This is a genomic window from Micrococcus sp. HOU01 (assembly GCF_035609305.1).
GTDB classification, from domain to species: domain Bacteria; phylum Actinomycetota; class Actinomycetes; order Actinomycetales; family Micrococcaceae; genus Micrococcus; species Micrococcus luteus.
Window position 1 is genome coordinate 544,436 of sequence record NZ_CP141211.1, and the last position, 18,664, is coordinate 563,099.

Below are 18,664 nucleotides of genomic sequence, written 5' to 3' on the forward strand. Positions count from 1 at the left end.
GGAGGGTGGCAGGGAGGGCGGACGCCGACGGCGGGCACCTGCGTTGGGTGCCCGCCGTCGTCGTGGTGTCCCGAAGCGGCGCCCGGCGGTGCCGGTCAGAGCTGGTTGCCGAGCTTGTACTCGCCCTGCTTCCACTCCGGCATGGACTCCTCGCCCTGCCCCTCGCGGGTGTAGGAGAAGCCGTCGGCGCCGATGGTCACGTCCATCTCGGAGTCGTCGGTGCGGGAGATCAGCGGCTGCAGGTTGCCGTCGAGGTCCAGCACGCGGGAGGCGTCGGTGTACCACGACGGCACGACCGGGGTGCCCCACCAGTCGCGGCGCTGGTTGTCGTGCACGTCCCAGGTGACCACGGGGTTGTCAGGGTCGCCGGTGTAGTAGTCCTGGGTGTAGACCTCCACGCGGTGGCCGTCGGGGTCACGCAGGTAGAGGTAGAACGCGTTGGAGACGCCGTGGCGGCCCGGACCGCGCTCGATGTGGTCGGACATGCGCAGGGCGCCGAGCTTGTCGCAGATCGCCAGGATGTTGTGCTTCTCGTGCGTGGCGAAGCACACGTGGTGCATCCGGGGGCCGTCGCCGCCGGTCATGGCGGTGTCGTGCACGGTGGGCTTGCGGCGCATCCACGCGGCGTAGACGGTGCCGTTCTCGTCCTGGATGTCCTCGGTGACGCGGAAGCCCAGGTCCTGCATGTAGCGGGCGGCACGCGGCACATCCGGGGTCACCTGGTTGAAGTGGTCCAGGCGAACCAGGGCGCCCGGGGTGTAGAGGTCGTAGCGCCAGGCCAGGCGCTCCACGTGCTCGACGTCGTGGAAGAACTCGTAGGGGAAGCCCAGCGGGTCCTCGACGCGCACGGAGTCGCCGACGCCCTTGACGAAGCCGTCCTTCCGGCGCTCCACGCGGCAGCCCAGCTCCTCGTAGAAGGCGACCGCCTTGTCCAGGTCCTCGGGGGTGCGCACGCGGTAGGAGAACGCGGCCACGGCGGCGGTCTCGCCCTGGCGCAGCACCAGGTTGTGGTGGATGAACTCCTCCATGGAGCGCAGGTAGACGGTCTCCTCGTCCTCCTCGGTGACCACGAGGCCGAGCACATCCACGTAGAACTCGCGGGACTGGGCGAGGTCCGTGACCACGAGCTCCATCGAGGCGCAGCGCAGGATGTCCGGCGCCTCGGACGTCGGGGTGGGGAGGGGGTTCTCCGGGTCGATGGGGGCTTCCTTGGTGACGAAGAAGCCGGAGGAGGTCTTCTGGCGGCTCTCGAGGTTGGTCATCGGTGCTCCTTGGTGAGGGGGCGGTGCGCTGTGGCCTGGGACACGGTCACGCGCTCGATCGTATACGATCCGGGCGGCCGTCGGGAAGGCCGTCGAGGAACGCGGGTTGAGTTGTCGCGGGTCCGGGGCGCCCGCACCCGCGACAACTCAACCCGCGTCGGTGGGCCGGGGGAGAAGCCCGGCCCGGCCCCACCACGACGACGGCGCCCGCACCGTCGCGGGGACGGTGCGGGCGCCGTCGTGGTCGCCGGTCAGTGCGGGTCAGCCGTCGATCTTCGCCGCGGCCTGCTCCTGCTTGCCGAACACCGGGTTGTGGACCTCGCCGAGGTTGATGTGCACGGCCTGCTGATCGGTGTAGAAGTCGATCGAGCGGTAGCCGCCCTCGTGGCCCAGGCCGGAGGCCTTCACCCCGCCGAACGGGGTGCGCAGGTCCCGCACATTGTTGGAGTTCAGCCACACCATGCCGGCCTCCACGTTCTGCGCGACGTTGTGGGCGCGCTTGAGGTCGTTCGTCCAGATGTACGCCGCGAGGCCGTACTTGGTGTTGTTGGCCAGCTGCAGGGCCTCCTCCTCCGTGTCGAAGGGGGTGATGGCCACCACCGGGCCGAAGATCTCCTCCTGGAAGATCCGGGCGTCCGGGGCCACGTCCGCGAACACGGTGGGCTGCACGAAGTTGCCCTCGGGGAAGCCCTCCGGGCGGCCGCCGCCGGCCACCAGGCGGGCCTCGGTCTTGCCGATCTCCACGTAGGACATGACCTTCTCGAAGTGCTCCGGGTGCACGATGGCGCCGACTTCGGTGGTCTCGTCGTTCGGCAGGCCGACCTTCACGCGGGAGGCCTGGGCGGCGTAGCGCTCCACGAACTCGTCGTAGACGGAGCGCTGGACCAGGATGCGGGAGCCGGCGGTGCAGCGCTCGCCGTTCAGGGAGAACACGCCGAAGATGGTCGCGTCGATCGCCGCGTCCAGGTCCGCGTCCTCGAACACCACGGCCGGGGACTTGCCGCCGAGCTCCATGGACAGGCCCTTCAGGTGCGGGGCGGCGTTGGCGAAGATGATCTGGCCGGTGCGGGACTCGCCGGTGAAGGAGATCAGCGGCACGTCCGGGTGCTTCACGAGCGGGTCGCCCGCGTAGCCCTCCTCACCGAAGCCGTGCACCATGTTGAACACGCCCTTCGGCAGGCCGGCCTCTTCGAAGATCCCGCCCCACAGGGAGGCCGAGAGCGGGGTGAACTCCGCCGGCTTCAGGACCACCGAGTTGCCGGTGGCGATGGCCGGGGCCAGCTTCCAGGACTCCAGCATGAACGGGGTGTTCCACGGGGTGATCAGGCCGGCGACGCCGATCGGCTTGCGGTTCACGTAGTTGATCTGGCGACCCGGCACCTTGAAGGTGTCGTCGTGCTGGGCCACGATCAGGTCCGCGAAGAAGCGGAAGTTCTCGGCGGCGCGGGCGGCCTGGCCCCTCGCCTGCTTGATCGGCAGGCCGGTGTCGAAGCACTCCATCTCGGCCAGCTGGTCGCCGCGGGTCTCCATGATGTCGGCGATCCGGTGCAGCACACGGGAACGCTGGCGCGGCAGGGCCTGGGACCATTCGCCGGACTCGAAGGCCCGCTTCGCGGCGGCGACGGCGCGGTCGATGTCCGCGGCCTTGCCGGAGGCGGCCGTCAGGTACGGCTCGTTGGTCACCGGGTCGAGCACCTCGAAGGTGTCGCCGTCGATCGAGTCGACGAACTCGCCGTCGATGTAGTGGCGCAGGACGTCGGGCAGGCCCTCGGGCGTGCGGGCCTCGATGCTGGTCTTCTCCGTCATGGTGTCTCTTTCGCTGAGTGCTTCGGGGGCGGATGGTCGGGGTCTGGCGCCGACGACGTCGGCGCCGGTCCGGCCGGCGGTCACGCGGACGGCTCGGCGCTGTGCTCCAGATAGGCGTGCAGGGTGTTCAGGCGGTGGGCGCGGGCGGCGGCCTCGATCTCCTCGAAGCGCGCCCCGTCCTCGATCAGGCGCAGCAGGTGCTCGTGCTCGTCCACGGAGGCCACCGCCCGACCGGGCACGTACGCGAACGTGGACGAGCGCAGCGCGGCCAGGCGGTTCCAGCCGCGGTGCACCAGGTCGTGCACGTGCTCGTTCTGGTGATGCTCGAACAGGATCGAGTGGAAGCGGCGGTTGAGCCCGGTGAACGCCACCGGGTCCCAGGCCCTCTCCGACTCCGTCATCGCGCGCATGGCCGCGTTCACCTCGCGGGCCGCCGCGAGGTCCTCGGCGGTCACGTGCGGGGCGCACTGGGCGGTGGAGAACCCCTCCACCAGCGCCAGCGTCTCCATGGTGTGGCGGTACTCGACCGGGTCGATGCCCACCACGGTGGCGCCCACGTTGCGCTCGTAGGCCACCAGCTTCTCGGACTGCAGGCGGCGGATCGCCTCCCGCACGGGCACCACGGACATGCCCAGCTCCGCGGCGATCTGGGACAGCACCAGCCGGTCGCCCGGCTCGTGGCGCTGGTCCCGGATCCCCTCGAGGATCGCCTGGTAGGCGCGGTCCGCCTTGGAGACGGGGGCGCCTGCGAGGCCGACCGTTCCGATGTCCGTCCGGCGCATGCTCAGGCGTCGCCCTCCGGGGCCGGGGCGTCCGGCAGGGTCTTGCGGTACTCGGCGAACTTGGCCTTCCACTCGGCGTTCGGGGGGAACATCCCGTCCACCGGGTAGCCGGCCTTGACCTGCTCGTACGCCCAGGCGTCCTGGAGCTCCTGCTCGTAGGCGTCGTCCACGACCTCCTGGAGCAGGGACGGCGGGATGACCACCACACCGTCGTCGTCGCCGACGATGATGTCGCCGGGCTGCACGGTGGTGCCGCCGCAGGCGATGGTGCCGCCGACCTCCCACGGGATGTGACGGCGGCCCAGCACCGCCGGGTGCGTGGCGCCGGCGTACACCTGGAGGCCGACCTCGGCGACGGCGGCGGAGTCGCGGATGCCGCCGTCCGTGATCACGGCGTTCGCGCCGTTCACCTGGGCGCGCAGGGCCAGGACGTCCCCGAGGGTGCCGGTGCCGTGCTCGCCACGGGCCTCCATGACCACCACGTCGTCCGGCTGCACCGAGTCGATGGCCCGCTTCTGGGCGTTGAAGCCGCCGCCGAACTCCTTGGCCAGGTCCTCGCGCTTGGGGATGTAGCGCAGGGTCTTCGCGTAGCCGAGGACGCGCCGGCCCCGGTGGATCGGGCGCGGGCCGTCGATGGTCGCGTTCTGGACGCCGCGCTTCTGCAGCTGGGCGGTGAGGGTGGCCACCGCGGTGGCGTCGATCTTGGCGCGCAGCTCCGGGGTCAGCAGGGAGCGGTCCGGCTGCGGGGCGCTCGCGACCCAGTGGCCGTTCTCGTCCACCGCGGACGACGACGGCGCCGCGGCCTGCGGGGCCAGGCCGGCGGCCTCGCGGGAGCCCCAGGCCTCCTCGCGCTGCACGTCGTCCACCTGCGGCTGCGCGCCGAACGGGGCCAGGGAGTGCTCCGACTCGACAACCGTCGTCACGAGGCGGCCGGTGGTCGGGGCGCCGGGGGCGCTGGGGGCGTCCACCTCCACCTCGACGACGTCGCCCGGCTGGGCCACGGAGGACCCGGCGGGGGTGCCGGTGAGGATGACATCGCCCTCCTCGAGCGTCATGAGCTGCGAGAGGTCGGCCACGAGCCGGCCGAACGGGAAGACGAGGCCCTCGGAGGTGTCGTCCTGGACGATCTCGCCGTTGACCCAGGTGCGCACGCGCAGGGCGGCCGGGTCCAGGCCCGCGGCGGGGATCACCGCGGGGCCGAGCGGGGTGTAGCCGTCGCCGGACTTGTTCTTGACGTTGGAGCCCTTGTCCGCGTGGCGGAGGTCGTAGAGGCCCCAGTCGTTGGCGGCGGTGATGCCGGAGACGTGCGACCAGCCCTCCTCCGGGCTGACGCGCCGGGCGGTGCGGCCGATGATCAGCGCGATCTCGCCCTCGTAGGCGAGCAGCTCGGTGCCGGCGGGGCGCTCGATGGTGTCGCCGGTGCGGGCGAGGGAGGTGCCGGCCTTGAGGAAGTAGCCGGGGGCCTGCGGGGACCGGCCGCGCTGGGCGATGCGGGAGGGGTAGTTCAGGTGGACGGCGAGCACCTTGCCCGGCCGGTTCTCCCGGACGGTGAAGTCGTGCTCGGTGACGGTGGGCGTGGGGTCCGGTGTGCTCTGCGTCATGGTCGAGATCGTATACGATCTCGCGGGCCCGGGGAAGAGGTCGCACGTCCGGCAGACGCGCCGGGTCGACGTCGTCGTGGGCGCCCGCCGCGGCTCAGCGGGCCCGGGCGATCGACTCGTTCACCGCCGGGGCCAGGCGCCGCACGCCCTCCACGAGCTTCTCGGCCTCCACGAACGAGTACGCCAGGCGCAGGGTGGAGTGCGTGCCCTCGACGGGGGTGAAGGCCGCCCCCGGCACGAACACCGCGCCCGCCTCGATGCCGCGGTGCATCACCTCGAGGGTGTCCACCCCGGCGGGCAGGGTGGCCCACAGGAAGAAGCCGCCCTGCGGGGTGATGAACTCGACCCCCGGGTCCCAGTGCGCACGCACCGCGTCCACGAGCGCCGCGGCCCGCTCGCGGTACAGCCCGGTCACGTGGCGGACGTGGCCCTGCCAGTCCAGCTGCGTGACGAAGGCGGTGGAGAGCATCTGCGAGTACGTGGACGCGTGGATGTAGGCCGATTCCGCGCACAGGTAGAACTCGCGCTTGAGCGCGGTCGGCACGAGCGCCCAGCCGATGCGCACGCCCGGGGAGAAGATCTTGGACATCGTGCCGAGGTGGACCACGTTGTCCCGGTGGTCGGCGGCGATCGGGGCGACGGGCTCGCCGTCGAACGCGATCTGCCCGTACGGGTTGTCCTCCACGATGAGCACGCCGTGCTTCTCGCAGATCGCGCCCACCTCGGCGCGGCGGCCCGGGGGCAGCAGGGCGCCCGAGGGGTTCGCGAACGAGGGGATCGTGTAGAGGAAGGCCACGCGGCGGCCCTCGGCGGCCAGGCGGGTCAGGGTCTCGTCGAGGGCCGCGGGCACCAGGCCGTGGTCGTCGGTGCCCGTGGCCACGGCCTCGAGCTGCCAGGTGGTGAAGGTGGTCAACGCGCCCACGAACGTGGGGTCCTCCACCACGACGACGTCGCCCGGGTTCGCGAACGCCCGGCAGGCGGTGTCGATCGCGGCCTGCGAGCCGGGGGTGATGACCACGAGGTCGGGATCCGCGTCCGGGATGCCGTCGGCGGCCATCACGGCGGTCGCGGCGGCACGCATCTCCTCGGTGCCCTGGCCCGGGCCGTACTGCAGGGACTCCGTGCCGAACCGGGTCATCAGGTCGGAGGCGATCCGGCCCAGCTCGTCGAGGGGCAGGTCGGCGAGCCACGGGTTCCCGCCCGCGAGCGAGACGAGGTTCGGGTCCATCGCGATGTCGAAGACGTCGCGGACCGCGGACTGCTTCACGCCGACGGCGCGCTGGGACAGGTGATCTCGGAGGTTCCGCACGCTCGGCACCCTATAGCACGACGCGGCCGCCGGTGGAGGCCCGATGACGGGCGACGACGGTGGGTCACCCGGTCAGGGGGCGCTCGGCTCCGGGCCGGGGGACCACGTGTCCTGGGTCGGCTCGGCGGGACCCCAGGACGACTCCTCGGCCGGCGCCCAGGTGTCGTCCGAGGGCTCGGCCGGAGCCCAGGTGTCGTCCGAGGGCTCGGCCGGAGCCCACGTGTCCTCCGGCGACTCGCCCTCCGGCGCCCACGTCTGCGCGCCGGATCCGTCGCTCGGCTCCCCACTCGGCGTGGGCTCCCCCTGCGGGACGTCCACGGACTCGCCGAGGCGGAGCGGCTCGAGCCCCAGCACGTCGTCGAGGTCCCGGCCGTCCACCTCGAGCCGGACCTGTCCCGCTGACGTGAAGGCGGCGGCCGTCGCCTGCAGCTGGGCGCGGATGCGCTCGGCCGTGCAGTCGTCCTCCGGCGTCACGGTGCCGGTGAAGGTGAAGACCTCCACGTCGCCCTGGCGGCGGTGCCCGGTCGGGGTGAGGCTCTCGCGCACGTCGAACACGGCGTTCCACAGCGACGGGTCGCCGTGCCAGCCGCGCTCGTCCGCGAACAGGAAGTCCAGGGCGGCGTCCGCCTCGTCCTCGGTGTCCGTCGGCACGGTCTGCACGGGCACCAGCAGATCGCCGCAGCCGAAGGGCCGGCCGCTCGTCCCCGGGACCGCCTCCGCCTCGGCGACGGCGAGGTAGACCGTCAGCGGCTGATACCCCTCCGTCGCGGGCAGGGGCACGCCGTCGTCGGACGCCGAGTCCTCGGCCAGGTCGGGGGCGACCGCGCAGCCGGCCAGCAGGCACGCGGCCGCCACGGCACCCGTGAGCCGCAGGGCGCGGGAAGGGGAGGTCGGGCGCATCGGGTACTCCTGGCGGTCGGGGCTCGGCGGCGTCGGACGGACCGACGGCCTCTCCATGCTACGGCCGTCCGCCTCGCCTGCCGCGAGCGGATGTGAGGCCTCCCACGGGTGGGAAGGGGCCCGCGGGCGGACGGCCGCGGCGGGCTAGGCTGGAGACCATGCCCGTGAGGAACCGTCGCGCCGCCGCCCTGCCCGCCAAGCTCAGCCGCTCCTGGCTGCTGGTCAGCGCGGCCACCCCCGACGCGTTCGCCCCCGCCCTGGCCTCCGAGGCCGACTCCGTCATCGTCGACCTCGAGGCCGCCGTGCCGGAGGAGCAGAAGGACGCGGCCCGCCAGCACGTCGTGGACGCCCTCTCCGGCGGCATGACGGCGTGGGTGCGCATCTCCGCGACCTCCACGGACCACTGGCAGCGGGACCTCGAGGCGCTCGCGGGCCTCGACGGCGTGCGCGGCGTCGTGCTGGCCGAGACCGAGGAGCCGGAGCAGGTCACGTTCACCGCCATGCGGCTGCGCGCCGGCACCCCGGTGATCGCCCTGCTGGAGTCCGCCCTGGGCATCGAGAACGCCACGGCCGTGGCCAAGGCGCCGGGCACGTTCCGTCTCGCCTTCGGCGTGAACGACTTCCGCAAGGACGTCGGCGTCGGCGAGGACCCTCTGGCCATGGCCTACGCCCGCTCCCGCATGGTGATCGCCTCCCGCGTGGGCCGTCTGCCCGGCGCGATCGACGGACCGCCCGGCAACACGGACGGTGAAGACGCGGTCGTCGACTCCAGCGCCGTCACCGCCTCGATGGGCATGACCGGCCGCCTCGTCCTGAACCGGGATCAGGTGGACTGGGTCAACCGGGCGATGTCCCCGTCCGAGGACGAGCTCGCGTGGGCCCGCGACCTGCTCGAGAAGCACGCGCAGGGCGCCGCCGTCGGCGACGGCTCGTACCTGCCCCGCGTGCTGCGCGCCCAGAAGATCGCGGACCTCGCGGACTCGTACGGGCTCTGGAACGCGTGAGCACGGCCGGGGCGCGCGCATGAGTCCCCGCACCGACGGGTGGCTCCGCCCATGATGGCGTGGATCGACGGGCTGCCGCTGCTGTGGTCCATCGGGTTCTTCTGGATGCTGGCGATCCTGCGCACCCTGATCGTGTTCTCGCTCGGGCGGGGGCTGGCCTCCGGCGTCGAGCGGACCCGCTGGTTCGCCCGCGTGATGGAGGGGCCCGTCTATGTCCGCGCCCAGCGCTTCATCCAGCGCCACGGGGTGTGGGCCATCCCGTTCTGCTACCTCACGGTGGGCATCCAGACGGCGGTGATCGGCTCCGCCGGCGTCGCCCGCATGCCCTGGCGCCGGTTCCTGCCGGCGGCCGCGCTCGGCACGTTCCTGTGGGGCGTGGTGTACGGGACCGTCGGGATGGCCGTGGTCTGGGCCGTCATCGGCGCGGCGCTCGGAGAGGGCCGGGGCGTCCTCGCCCTCGTGCTGATCCTCGCGGCCGTGGCCGCGTTCGTCGTCTGGCGCCGACGCCGCACGCTGCGCCGGCACGGGGCCGCGTGACGTCGTCGTCCGTGACGCGGGCCGGGCTTCGCCGCCGGGGGACTAGAGTTGACCGCGTCTTCGCCCCGGCCAGCCGCCCCGCGGCCGGGGCCGCCACCCCTTCGGAAGGACCACCATGAGCGACGAGCGCGCCCGCAGCTTCTCCGCCTCCACCGCCTCCGCCGCCGACGACGGCGCCCGCGGCACCGGCACGACCCGCGTCAAGCGCGGCCTGGCGGACATGATGAAGGGCGGCGTGATCATGGACGTCGTCAACGCGGAGCAGGCGCGCATCGCCGAAGACGCCGGCGCCGTGGCCGTCATGGCGCTCGAGCGGGTCCCGGCCGACATCCGCGCCCAGGGCGGCGTGGCCCGCATGTCCGACCCCGACCTGATCGACGGCATCGTCGAGGCCGTGTCCATCCCCGTGATGGCCAAGGCGCGCATCGGCCACTTCGTGGAGGCCCAGGTGCTGCAGGCGCTCAAGGTGGACTTCATCGACGAGTCCGAGGTGCTCTCCCCGGCGGACTACGTGAACCACATCGACAAGTGGGACTTCGACGTGCCCTTCGTGTGCGGCGCCACCAACCTCGGCGAGGCCCTGCGCCGCATCACCGAGGGCGCGGCCATGATCCGGTCCAAGGGCGAGGCCGGCACCGGCGACGTCTCCGAGGCCGTGAAGCACATCCGCACCATCCGCAAGGAGATCGCCCAGCTCCAGGGCCTGGCACAGGACGAGCTGTACGTGGCCGCGAAGGAGCTGCAGGCGCCGTACGAGCTGGTGCGCGAGGTCGCCGAGACCGGCGCCCTGCCCGTCGTGATGTTCACCGCCGGCGGTGTGGCCACCCCGGCCGACGCGGCCCTGATGATGCAGATGGGCGCCGACGGCGTGTTCGTGGGCTCCGGCATCTTCAAGTCCGGCAACCCGGCCGAGCGCGCCCGCGCCATCGTCAAGGCCACCGCCCAGTTCGACAACCCGATGGCGGTCGCCGAGGCCTCCCGCGGCCTGGGCGAGGCCATGGTGGGCATCAACGTGGGCGACCTGCCCGCCCCGCACCGCCTGGCCGAGCGCGGCTGGTGAGCCGCGGAGTCCCGGGCACCCGGAGGCCCTAGGGGCGGGGCCATGGTGAGTCCACAGAAGACCGTCGGCGTGTTCGCGCTCCAGGGCGACGTGCGGGAGCACGCCCACGTGCTCGAGGCACTGGGCGCGCGCACGCGCCCCGTGCGCCGCCCCGCGGACCTCGAGGGTCTGGACGGCATCGTGCTGCCCGGCGGCGAGTCCTCCGTGATGGACCGCCTCGCCCGGATCATGGGGCTCAAGGACCCGCTCATCGCCGCCCTCCGCGACGGCCTGCCCGCCTACGGCACGTGCGCGGGGCTGATCATGCTGGCCCGCGAGATCCGCAACCCGGCGCCGGATCAGGGCGGGCTCGGCGTGCTGGACTTGGCCGTGCGGCGCAACGCCTTCGGCGCGCAGGTCGACTCGTTCGAGGAGGACCTGGACGTCCCCGCGGTCGCGGCGGAGCCGGTGCACGCCGTGTTCATCCGCGCCCCCGCCGTCCTCCACGCGGGGGAGGGCGTCGAGGTCCTGGCGAGCGTGCCGGCGTCGCGTCTGTCCGTGCCCGCGGCGGACCCGGGGCTCGACGGCGACGCGCGGCTGCCCGTGGCCGTGCGGCAGGGCCACCTGCTCGCCACGGCCTTCCACCCCGAGGTGACCGGCGACTGGTCCTTCCACCGGGCGTTCCTCGCGGGGCTCTGAGCGGTCGGCCTGCCCCGCGCGCGACGGGCGCGGGGCTCAGGCCTCCGCGAGCACCTCGGAGGTGACGCGGACGTCCTTCTGGGGGTCCAGGCCGAGCTCGTCGGCCACGGCCGTGGCGACGGAGGGCAGGGTGAGGACGCCGTCGTGCGCGTTGAGGCCCCCGGCGAAGCCCTCGTCCGCGGCCAGCGCCGCGCGCCATCCGAGGTCGGCGATGCGCTTGATGTAGGGCAGCGTCGCGTTGGTCAGGGCCGCGGTGGAGGTCTGCGGCACGGCGCCGGGCATGTTGGAGACGCAGTAGTAGATCTTGTCCCCCACGAGGTACGTCGGATCCTGGTGGGTGGTGGCCCGGGAGTTCTCGAAGCAGCCGCCCTGGTCGATCGCGATGTCCACCAGCACCGAGCCGGGCCGCATGGACTCCACCATCTCGGCGGTCACCAGCTTCGGGGCCGCGGCGCCGGGGATCAGCACGGAGCCGATCACGAGGTCCGCGTCCGCCACGGTCTCGCCGATGTTCAGGTGGGACGAGGCCAGCGTGCGGATCCGACCCTGGTGGACGGCGTCCAGCTGCGCGAGCCGCTCGAGGGAGATGTCCAGGACGGTCACGTCCGCGCCCATGCCCGCGGCGATCACGGCCGCCGCCTCGCCGGCCACACCTCCGCCGATCACGGCCACCCGGGCGCGGCGGGTGCCGGGCACGCCGCCCATCAGCACACCCGAGCCGCCCTGCGGCTGGATGAGGTGATAGGCGCCCGCGGCGGGGGCCAGGCGGCCGGCCACCTGGCTCATGGGGGCCAGCAGCGGCAGGGAGCGGCCGCGGGTGACCGTCTCGTAGGCAATCGCCGTCGTGCCGGCGTCCAGGATCGCCCGCGTGCACGCGGGGGAGGCGGCCAGGTGCAGATAGGTGAAGAGGACCTGGCCGCGGCGCAGGCGGCCGTACTCCTCCGGCTGGGGCTCCTTGACCTTGAGGACCAGCTCGGCGCGCTGCCAGAGCTCGTCGACGTCGTCGACCAGCTCGGCGCCGGCGTCGCGGTAGTCCTGGTCCGAGGCGCCGGAGCCGACGCCGGCCCCCGACTGCACGAGGACCTGGTGGCCCGCGCGCACCAGCTCCTGGACCCCGCCCTGCGTCAGGGCCACACGGAACTCGTTGTTCTTCACTTCGGTGGGCACGGCGACCAACATGCGGCGAATCTAGCCGATCCGGCCCGTTCCGGCGAGGGCACGGGGGCCGCCGCGCGCTCGCCCATGCATACGTCACCGCGGTGCCCGTCCCGTCATACTGGTGCGGTGACTCCCGCGCTGATCTCCCTCGTGGCCGTGCTCCTGCTCCTGGTGGGGCTGGTGGGCACCGTGTACCCCGTCCTGCCCGGCTCGCTGCTCAACCTCGTGACGGCTCTCGGGTGGGCCGCGCTGCTGGGGTCCCCCGCGTCCTGGACCTTCGGCGTCATCGCGGCCGGTCTCGCCGTGGCGGGGCTGAGCGCGTCCGCGGTACTGACCGGCCGGCGGCTGCGGCGTGAACGCGTCACCCGCGGGCCGATCCTGTGGGGGGTGGCCGGCGCCGCCGTCGGGTTCTTCGTGATCCCGGTGGTGGGTCTGTTCCTCGGCTTCGCCGTCGGCCTGTTCGCCTCCCAGTGGGCCCGCACCCGGGACGCCCGGACCGCCCTGAGCAGCTCGATCGGCGCGCTCACGGCCATGGGTGTGGGCATGCTCGTGGAGTTCTGCTGTGCGCTGGGCTCGCTGACCGCCGTGGGCGTGGGCGCCCTGGTGCACGGCCTCACCGCCTGAACCGCCGGACCCGTCCGCCCGGCGGAACCCCTGCGCGCTCGCCGGTCCCTTCGCCGGCGCAGCTGGCGGCGGGCACCCTGCCGGTCTGGGCGAGGGCGGCGAAGCCGAGGACGTGCTCCCGCAGCTCCTGCGCGGCCGCCCGGCCGTCCCCGGCGGCGGAGGCGGCCAGGATCCGCCGATGGTCGGCCTGCAGTCCGGCGCGCACGGCGGGCCAGTCGGACAGCCCGGCCACGGTCTCGGTCACGTAGCCGATGGTCGCCTGACGCAGGGAGTCCAGCATCATCGCCGTCACGACGTTCCCACCCAGGGTGGCCAGCCGCACGTGGAACTCGGTGTCGAGCAGGTGGAAGTCCTCCTCCGGCAGCGCGGGGTCGTCCATCCGGTCCAGCAGGGCTTCCACCTCGGCCAGGACGGCGACGCTCTCGGGGTCGCCGGAGGTGGCGGCGGCAGCCTGCGCCGCATCGGTCTCGAGGAGCACGCGCGCGGCGACGACGTCGGCCATCGGCAGGGCCCGGGTGGCGATGTGCAGGCGCAGCGCCCAGCCCAGCGCCGCGGACGGCTCGGAGACGACGACGGCCCCCGAGTTCGGCCCGGAGCCGGCGCTGGCACGGATCAGGCCCATGGCCTCGAGCATCCGGGTGGCCTCCCGCACCGACGCCCGGGAGATGCCGAAGCGCTCGGCCAGGGTGCGTTCGCCGGGCAGCTTGTCCCCCACGACCACGGCGCCGGAGCGCAGCTCGGCCTCGAGCCAGTCGAGCACGACGGTGTAGGCGGGGCCAGCGGTCATGGACAGACCTTCCGAGGGGGCGGGGCGGCGACCGTCCATCCTACCGACGGACACCGCCCCGCTCGGGTGGTGCAGGTGGTCAGCCCGCCGCCGGCAGCATCCATGCCAGCACGTTGGACTGCAGGTACACGAGCGTGCACACCGCCAGCAGGAGCAAGAGCGACCACACCACCACGCGGCGCAGGATCTCGGACTCCCGGCCCTCCATGCCGACCGCCGTCGCGGCGATCGCCAGGGACTGCGGGGAGATCATCTTGCCCACGACGCCGCCGGAGGTGTTGGCGGCCACCAGCAGGGCCGGATCGGCGCCGATGTTCGTGGCGGCGGTCTGCTGCAGGGTGGAGAACAGCGCGTTAGCGGAGGTGTCCGAGCCGGTCACGGCGGTGCCGAGCCAGCCGAGCACGGGGGACAGGAACACGAAGGCCGTGCCCAGGCCGGCCACCCACGTGCCCATGGCGACCGTCTGGCCCGAGAAGTTCATGACGTAGGCCAGCGAGAGCACGATCACGATCGTCAGGGCGGACCAGCGCATGCGGGCGAAGCAGCGGCCGATCTCGGCGATCGCGTTCCCCACCGAGAGCGGGAACCGGCCGTCGTGGTCGAACCGGGAGTAGACCACGGCCATGATCAGGCCGGCGATCAGCAGCAGCGTGCCGGGGGAGGCCAGCCACTCGAACTTGTACACGGTGCTCGCCAGGGGCGCGCCGGAGGCGTCGACGAGGTGCCCGTCGAGCCCGGGCCACGGGATCTTCGCGGTGACGGAGTTCAGGGCCGCGGTGATCGGGGGGGCCAGCTTGGCCAGGGCGAACACGGCCACGACCACGATGTAGGGCAGCACGGCCATGAAGATCCGGCCGGGGGTGAGGTCCTGCGCCGCCGAGCGGGCGGGGGCGTCGAGGCGCTGGCGGGCCTCCTCGGCGCCGCGCGGCCGCCAGAAGCGCAGCAGCAGGACGGCGGCGGCGAGGGAGACCAGGGAGGCCACGACGTCGGTGAGCTCGTAGGAGAAGTAGGTCGAGGCCAGCCAGATGGCGACGGCGAAGCTCGCGCCGATCACGATCAGCGCCGGCCACGTCTGCCGCACGCCGCGCAGCCCGTCGATGATGAACACGAGCAGGAACGGCACGATCACGGCCACGAACGGGGCCTGGTGGCCGACGATCGCGCCGATGTGCGTGGCGGGGATGCCGGTGAGCGTGCCGGCGGTGGTGATGGGGGTGCCCACGGCGCCGAAGGCCACGGGCGCGGTGTTCGCCAGCAGCACGGCGGTGGCCGCCCGCAGCGGGGGCACGCCCAGGCCGAGCACCATGGTGGCCGTGATGGCCACGGGGGCGCCGAAGCCGGCGAGGGCCTCGAGCAGGCCGCCGAAGCAGAACGCGATGAGCACGGCCTGGATGCGGATGTCTCCGCCGCCGAGCGAGTCGAAGATCGCGCGCATGTCGTCGAATCGCCCGGAGAGCACGGTGACCTGGTAGAACCACAGCGCCATCACGACGATCCAGACGATCGGGAACAGGCCGAAGGTCGCTCCCTGGGCGGCGGCCAGCGCCGCCAGGTGGGCCGGCATGTGGAAGCCCAGCACGGCCACGAGCAGGGCCACCACGAGCGCGGCGAGCCCCGACTGCCAGGCCTTGAGGCGCAGACCGAGGAGGGTGGCGAAGAACGTCAGCAGGGGCAGGACGCCGAGCGCGGCGGAGAGCGCGACGCTGCCGGCGGCATCGGGGGTGGGGGTGAAGGTGTGCACGGGGGTCTCCCGGTGGGCGAGGGGACTGGGCGGGATCCGGTCGGGCCGGTGATGGTCGGACCACTGTGGTCAGACCAAGGAGCATACTGTGAGGGCGGTCACCTCGCAAGCGGCTGGCATGATATGGTCTGACCACTACGGCACCCGTGTGCTGCCGCACCGCACGGCGCCCCAGGCGCCCCGTCCGGAACGGAGACCGGCATGAGAATCGCCCTGTTCGCCACGTGCATCGTGGACGCGATGTACCCCAAGGTGGCCCTCGCCACCGTCCGCATCCTCGAAAGACTCGGGCATGAGGTGGTCTTCCCGCCTGGCCAGGGCTGCTGCTCGCAGATGCACGTCAACAGCGGGTACGTGGAGGACGCCCTGCCCGTGGTGCGCAACCATGTCCGCACCTTCATGGAGGCCGACTACAACCTCGCCGTCGCCCCCTCCGGCTCCTGCGTGGCCTCGCTCGGCCACCAGCAGCCGGACGTCGCCCGCTCCTGCGGGGACGAGGGTCTGGCCCGCGACGCCGAGGTCGTCGCCTCCCGCACCCTCGAGCTGTCCCAGCTGCTCACGGACGTCCTCGGCGTGACGGACGCCGGAGCCCAGCTCGGCTCCTGGTTCCCGCACACCGTGACCTACCACCCCTCCTGCCACGGCATGCGCCTGCTGCGCCTGGGCTCGCGCCAGGAGGACTTGCTGCGCACCGTGGCGGACATCGACCTGCGCCCCCTGCCGGACGCCGAGGAGTGCTGCGGCTTCGGCGGCACCTTCGCCCTGAAGAACCCGGATGTCTCCGCCGCCATCGCGGAGGAGAAGATTGAGAAGGTCACCGCGTCCGGCGCCTCCCTCTGCACGGGCGGCGACGCCTCCTGCCTGCTCCACCTGGACGGGGCCATGCACCGTCGAGAGGCGCGCGGCCAGGACGGCCGCCCGCTGCGCACCGTGCACCTCGCCGAGATCCTCGCGGCCACCCGGGAGAACCCGCTCGAGGTCGACGGCCCCGTCGAACTGTCCATCCCCGCGTCCGCCGGCGCCCGCCGCGGACCGTCCGCCCGTGTTCAGGAGGCCCGCCGATGAGCACCGCACCCACCCGCGTGCGCCTGGGAATGCCCACCGTCCGCCCCGTCCACGGCGAGGGCGAGATCCTGCTGAACACCCCGTTCCCCGAGTCTGCCCGCGAGCAGCTGGGGAACGGCCAGATGCGCGCCAACATCCGCCGGGCCACCCACACCATCCGGGCCAAGCGTGCCGGCGTCGTCGGGGAGCTGCCGGACTGGCAGGAGCTGCGCGCCGCCGGCTCCGCGCTGAAGCAGTCCGTCATGGCGGACCTGCCCGCGCTCCTGGAGCGGCTCGAGTCCGAGGTCACCGCGCGCGGCGGCGTCGTGCACTGGGCCCGGGACGCGGCCGAGGCCAACCGCATCATCACGGAGCTCGTCACCGCCAAGGGCGTGGACGAGGTGATCAAGGTCAAGTCCATGGCCACCCAGGAGATCGGCCTGGACGCCGCGCTCGAGCATGCCGGCGTGGCCGCCGTCGAGACGGACCTGGCCGAGCTCATCGTCCAGCTCGGCCACGACCGGCCCAGCCACATCCTCGTCCCGGCGATCCACCGCAACCGCGAGGAGATCCGGGACATCTTCCTCCGGGAGATGCCGGAGACGGACGAGAGCCTCACCTGCGAGCCGGCCGACCTGGCCGAGGCCGCACGCCGACACCTGCGCGAGAAGTTCCTGAGCACGAAGGTGGCGATCTCCGGGGCGAACTTCGGCGTCGCCGAGACGGGCACGCTGGCCGTCGTCGAGTCGGAGGGCAACGGCCGCATGTGCCTGACCCTGCCGGAGACGCTGATCACCGTGATGGGCATCGAGAAGCTCGTGCCCACCTTCGAGGACCTCGAGGTGTTCCTGCAGCTGCTGCCGCGCTCGTCCACGGGCGAGCGGATGAACCCGTACACCTCCATGTGGACGGGCGTCACCGAGGGCGACGGTCCCCAGGAGTTCCACCTGGTCCTGCTGGACAACGGCCGCTCCGCGGTGCTGTCCGACCCGAAGGGCCGTTCCGCGCTGCACTGCATCCGCTGCTCGGCGTGCATGAACGTGTGCCCCGTGTACGAGCAGACCGGCGGCCACGCCTACGGCTCGGTCTACCCGGGCCCGATCGGCGCGATCCTCTCCCCGCAGCTCACCGGTGTGGACGCGGGGGAGAACGGCACCCTGCCCTACGCCTCCACGCTGTGCGGCGCGTGCTACGACGTGTGCCCCGTGGCCATCGACATCCCCTCGATCCTCATCCACCTCCGGGACGAGGACGTGCAGGCCACCCACGCCGCCCGGAAGGCCCTGCGCACGGAGGAGGACGCCGCCGGCGGCCCCCTGGCCCGCGCCAAGACGGCGGTGGAGTCCGTCACGCCCTCGCAGATGGACGTGGCGATGAAGGGCGCCTCCGTGGTGATGTCCTCGGGTCGGCGCATGTCGCTGGCCGAGCGGGGCCTGGGGCTGGGCCGGGTCGCGGCCGGGCCGGACCGGGTGCTCGGCTGGCTGCCGGGCATCGCCGGCGGGTGGACCGACGAGCGTGACGTGCCGGCGCCCCCGCGGGAGTCCTTCCGCAACTGGTGGGCCCGCCACAAGGATGAGACCGAGCACCGGACCGCCCTGGACGGCGTCGCGGGGCTGGACCGCCAGGAGGACGAGCACGTCGAGGAGGACGGACGATGAGCGAGGCGAAGGCCGAGATCCTGCGGCGCATCCGCGAGGCGACGGCGGACGGCCCGGTCGCGGACCCGGTGCAGCGCACCTACCGGCGGACCTCCTCCCGGGACCGGGCCGAGGTGGTGGAGATGCTGCGCGATCGGCTGATCGACTACCGGGCCTCCGTGCGGGATGAGACCGAGGAGACGGTGGCCGCGGCCATCGCCGAGCTGCTCGGCCCGGACGCCCGGTACGTGGTGCCGGCCGGCCTGGAGCCCGACTGGCTCCCCGCGGACTCGCGCGGGGCCGGCCGGGAGCGCATCACGGAGCCCGCGGTGGGCCACACGGGGGAGCGGGCCGCGGTCCGCGGCGCCCACGACGGCGAGCGCGAGCCCCTCAGCGTGGACGCGCTGAACGAGGTGGACGCGGTGGTGACGTCGTCGACCGTCTCCTGCGCGGAGACCGGGACGATCTTCCTCAGCGGCCGCCCGGACGAGGGCCGCCGGGCGATCACCCTGGTCCCGGACCACCACGTGTGCATCGTGCCGCTGGACTCCGTGGTGGAGCTCTTCCCGGAGGCGCTGGCCCGCGTGGAGGCGACGGCGCCGATCACCATGATCTCCGGGCCCTCGGCCACGAGCGACATCGAGCTCGAGCGCGTCGAAGGCGTGCACGGGCCGCGTCGCCTGGACGTGATCCTGCTCGACCGCGCTGGCTGACGCGGGCGCGGTCGGGCAGGG

Annotated in this window: 17 protein-coding genes; 8 read left to right on the forward strand and 9 right to left on the reverse strand. The window is 73.1% G+C overall.

Annotated elements, in window-relative coordinates; genetic code table 11:
• Positions 1–95: 95 nt before the first annotated feature.
• The 6 genes from hpaD to SOY78_RS02590 all read right to left on the reverse strand — a co-directional run bounded on the left by hpaD (position 96) and on the right by SOY78_RS02590 (position 7,660).
• A complete protein-coding gene (gene hpaD, locus SOY78_RS02565) occupies positions 96–1,262 on the reverse strand; it encodes a 3,4-dihydroxyphenylacetate 2,3-dioxygenase (RefSeq protein WP_324701731.1) in 1,167 nt (388 codons plus the stop codon).
• A gap of 261 nt (positions 1,263–1,523) precedes the next feature.
• Positions 1,524–3,068, reverse strand: a complete 1,545-nt coding sequence (hpaE, locus tag SOY78_RS02570) for a 5-carboxymethyl-2-hydroxymuconate semialdehyde dehydrogenase (RefSeq protein WP_036383626.1) — start codon at positions 3,066–3,068, stop codon at positions 1,524–1,526.
• Positions 3,069–3,148: 80 nt separating this feature from the next.
• Positions 3,149–3,850: a GntR family transcriptional regulator gene (locus SOY78_RS02575; RefSeq protein WP_324701732.1), complete on the reverse strand. Its 702-nt coding sequence runs from the start codon at positions 3,848–3,850 to the stop codon at positions 3,149–3,151.
• Between the two features lie 2 nt (positions 3,851–3,852).
• On the reverse strand, positions 3,853–5,451 hold the full coding sequence (locus tag SOY78_RS02580; RefSeq protein WP_324701733.1) for a fumarylacetoacetate hydrolase family protein: 1,599 nt from the start codon (positions 5,449–5,451) through the stop codon (positions 3,853–3,855).
• Positions 5,452–5,545: 94 nt separating this feature from the next.
• Positions 5,546–6,760: a PLP-dependent aminotransferase family protein gene (locus tag SOY78_RS02585; protein ID WP_324701734.1), complete on the reverse strand. Its 1,215-nt coding sequence runs from the start codon at positions 6,758–6,760 to the stop codon at positions 5,546–5,548.
• Positions 6,761–6,832: 72 nt separating this feature from the next.
• Positions 6,833–7,660 carry a hypothetical protein gene (locus tag SOY78_RS02590; protein ID WP_324701735.1) on the reverse strand — a complete coding sequence of 276 codons (828 nt, stop codon included), beginning with the start codon at positions 7,658–7,660 and terminating at the stop codon, positions 6,833–6,835.
• Positions 7,661–7,818: 158 nt separating this feature from the next.
• On the opposite strand from SOY78_RS02590, the gene SOY78_RS02595 reads away from it, so the two are divergent.
• The 4 genes from SOY78_RS02595 to pdxT all read left to right on the forward strand — a co-directional run bounded on the left by SOY78_RS02595 (position 7,819) and on the right by pdxT (position 10,939).
• A complete protein-coding gene (locus tag SOY78_RS02595) occupies positions 7,819–8,664 on the forward strand; it encodes an HpcH/HpaI aldolase/citrate lyase family protein (RefSeq protein ID WP_036383255.1) in 846 nt (281 codons plus the stop codon).
• Positions 8,665–8,715: 51 nt separating this feature from the next.
• Entirely contained in the window at positions 8,716–9,201 is a 486-nt protein-coding gene (locus SOY78_RS02600) for a DedA family protein (RefSeq protein ID WP_036383252.1), read from the forward strand.
• 115 nt (positions 9,202–9,316) lie between these two features.
• Positions 9,317–10,261, forward strand: coding sequence for a pyridoxal 5'-phosphate synthase lyase subunit PdxS (gene pdxS / locus SOY78_RS02605; RefSeq protein ID WP_416383415.1), 945 nt, complete (start codon positions 9,317–9,319; stop codon positions 10,259–10,261).
• Positions 10,262–10,303: 42 nt separating this feature from the next.
• Positions 10,304–10,939 carry a pyridoxal 5'-phosphate synthase glutaminase subunit PdxT gene (gene pdxT / locus SOY78_RS02610; RefSeq protein WP_324701736.1) on the forward strand — a complete coding sequence of 212 codons (636 nt, stop codon included), beginning with the start codon at positions 10,304–10,306 and terminating at the stop codon, positions 10,937–10,939.
• A gap of 36 nt (positions 10,940–10,975) precedes the next feature.
• Here pdxT and ald read toward each other — a convergent pair whose 3' ends face one another.
• Positions 10,976–12,118 carry an alanine dehydrogenase gene (gene ald, locus SOY78_RS02615; RefSeq protein ID WP_036383247.1) on the reverse strand — a complete coding sequence of 381 codons (1,143 nt, stop codon included), beginning with the start codon at positions 12,116–12,118 and terminating at the stop codon, positions 10,976–10,978.
• A 105-nt stretch (positions 12,119–12,223) separates the two neighbouring features.
• On the opposite strand from ald, the gene SOY78_RS02620 reads away from it, so the two are divergent.
• A complete protein-coding gene (locus SOY78_RS02620) occupies positions 12,224–12,721 on the forward strand; it encodes a DUF456 domain-containing protein (protein ID WP_002857916.1) in 498 nt (165 codons plus the stop codon).
• Here SOY78_RS02620 and SOY78_RS02625 read toward each other — a convergent pair.
• Both SOY78_RS02625 and SOY78_RS02630 read right to left on the reverse strand, forming a co-directional pair.
• A complete protein-coding gene (locus SOY78_RS02625; RefSeq protein WP_324701737.1) occupies positions 12,711–13,508 on the reverse strand; it encodes a FadR/GntR family transcriptional regulator in 798 nt (265 codons plus the stop codon). The genes SOY78_RS02620 and SOY78_RS02625 overlap by 11 nt on opposite strands.
• A 79-nt stretch (positions 13,509–13,587) precedes the next feature.
• Positions 13,588–15,249, reverse strand: coding sequence for an L-lactate permease (locus SOY78_RS02630; protein WP_036383244.1), 1,662 nt, complete (start codon positions 15,247–15,249; stop codon positions 13,588–13,590).
• 201 nt (positions 15,250–15,450) lie between these two features.
• On the opposite strand from SOY78_RS02630, the gene SOY78_RS02635 reads away from it, so the two are divergent.
• Genes SOY78_RS02635 through SOY78_RS02645 form a run of 3 tightly spaced genes read left to right on the forward strand, consistent with a single transcriptional unit; the run spans position 15,451 to position 18,643 of the window.
• Entirely contained in the window at positions 15,451–16,314 is an 864-nt protein-coding gene (locus SOY78_RS02635) for a (Fe-S)-binding protein (protein WP_324701738.1), read from the forward strand.
• Positions 16,311–17,951, forward strand: a complete 1,641-nt coding sequence (locus tag SOY78_RS02640) for a lactate utilization protein B (protein ID WP_324701739.1) — start codon at positions 16,311–16,313, stop codon at positions 17,949–17,951. Before SOY78_RS02635 ends, SOY78_RS02640 begins: the two co-directional genes overlap by 4 nt.
• The gene (locus tag SOY78_RS02645) at positions 17,948–18,643 is read left to right on the forward strand and encodes a LutC/YkgG family protein (RefSeq protein ID WP_036383235.1); all 696 of its coding nucleotides are present in this window, start codon (positions 17,948–17,950) and stop codon (positions 18,641–18,643) included. Before SOY78_RS02640 ends, SOY78_RS02645 begins: the two co-directional genes overlap by 4 nt.
• Positions 18,644–18,664 lie beyond the last annotated feature (21 nt).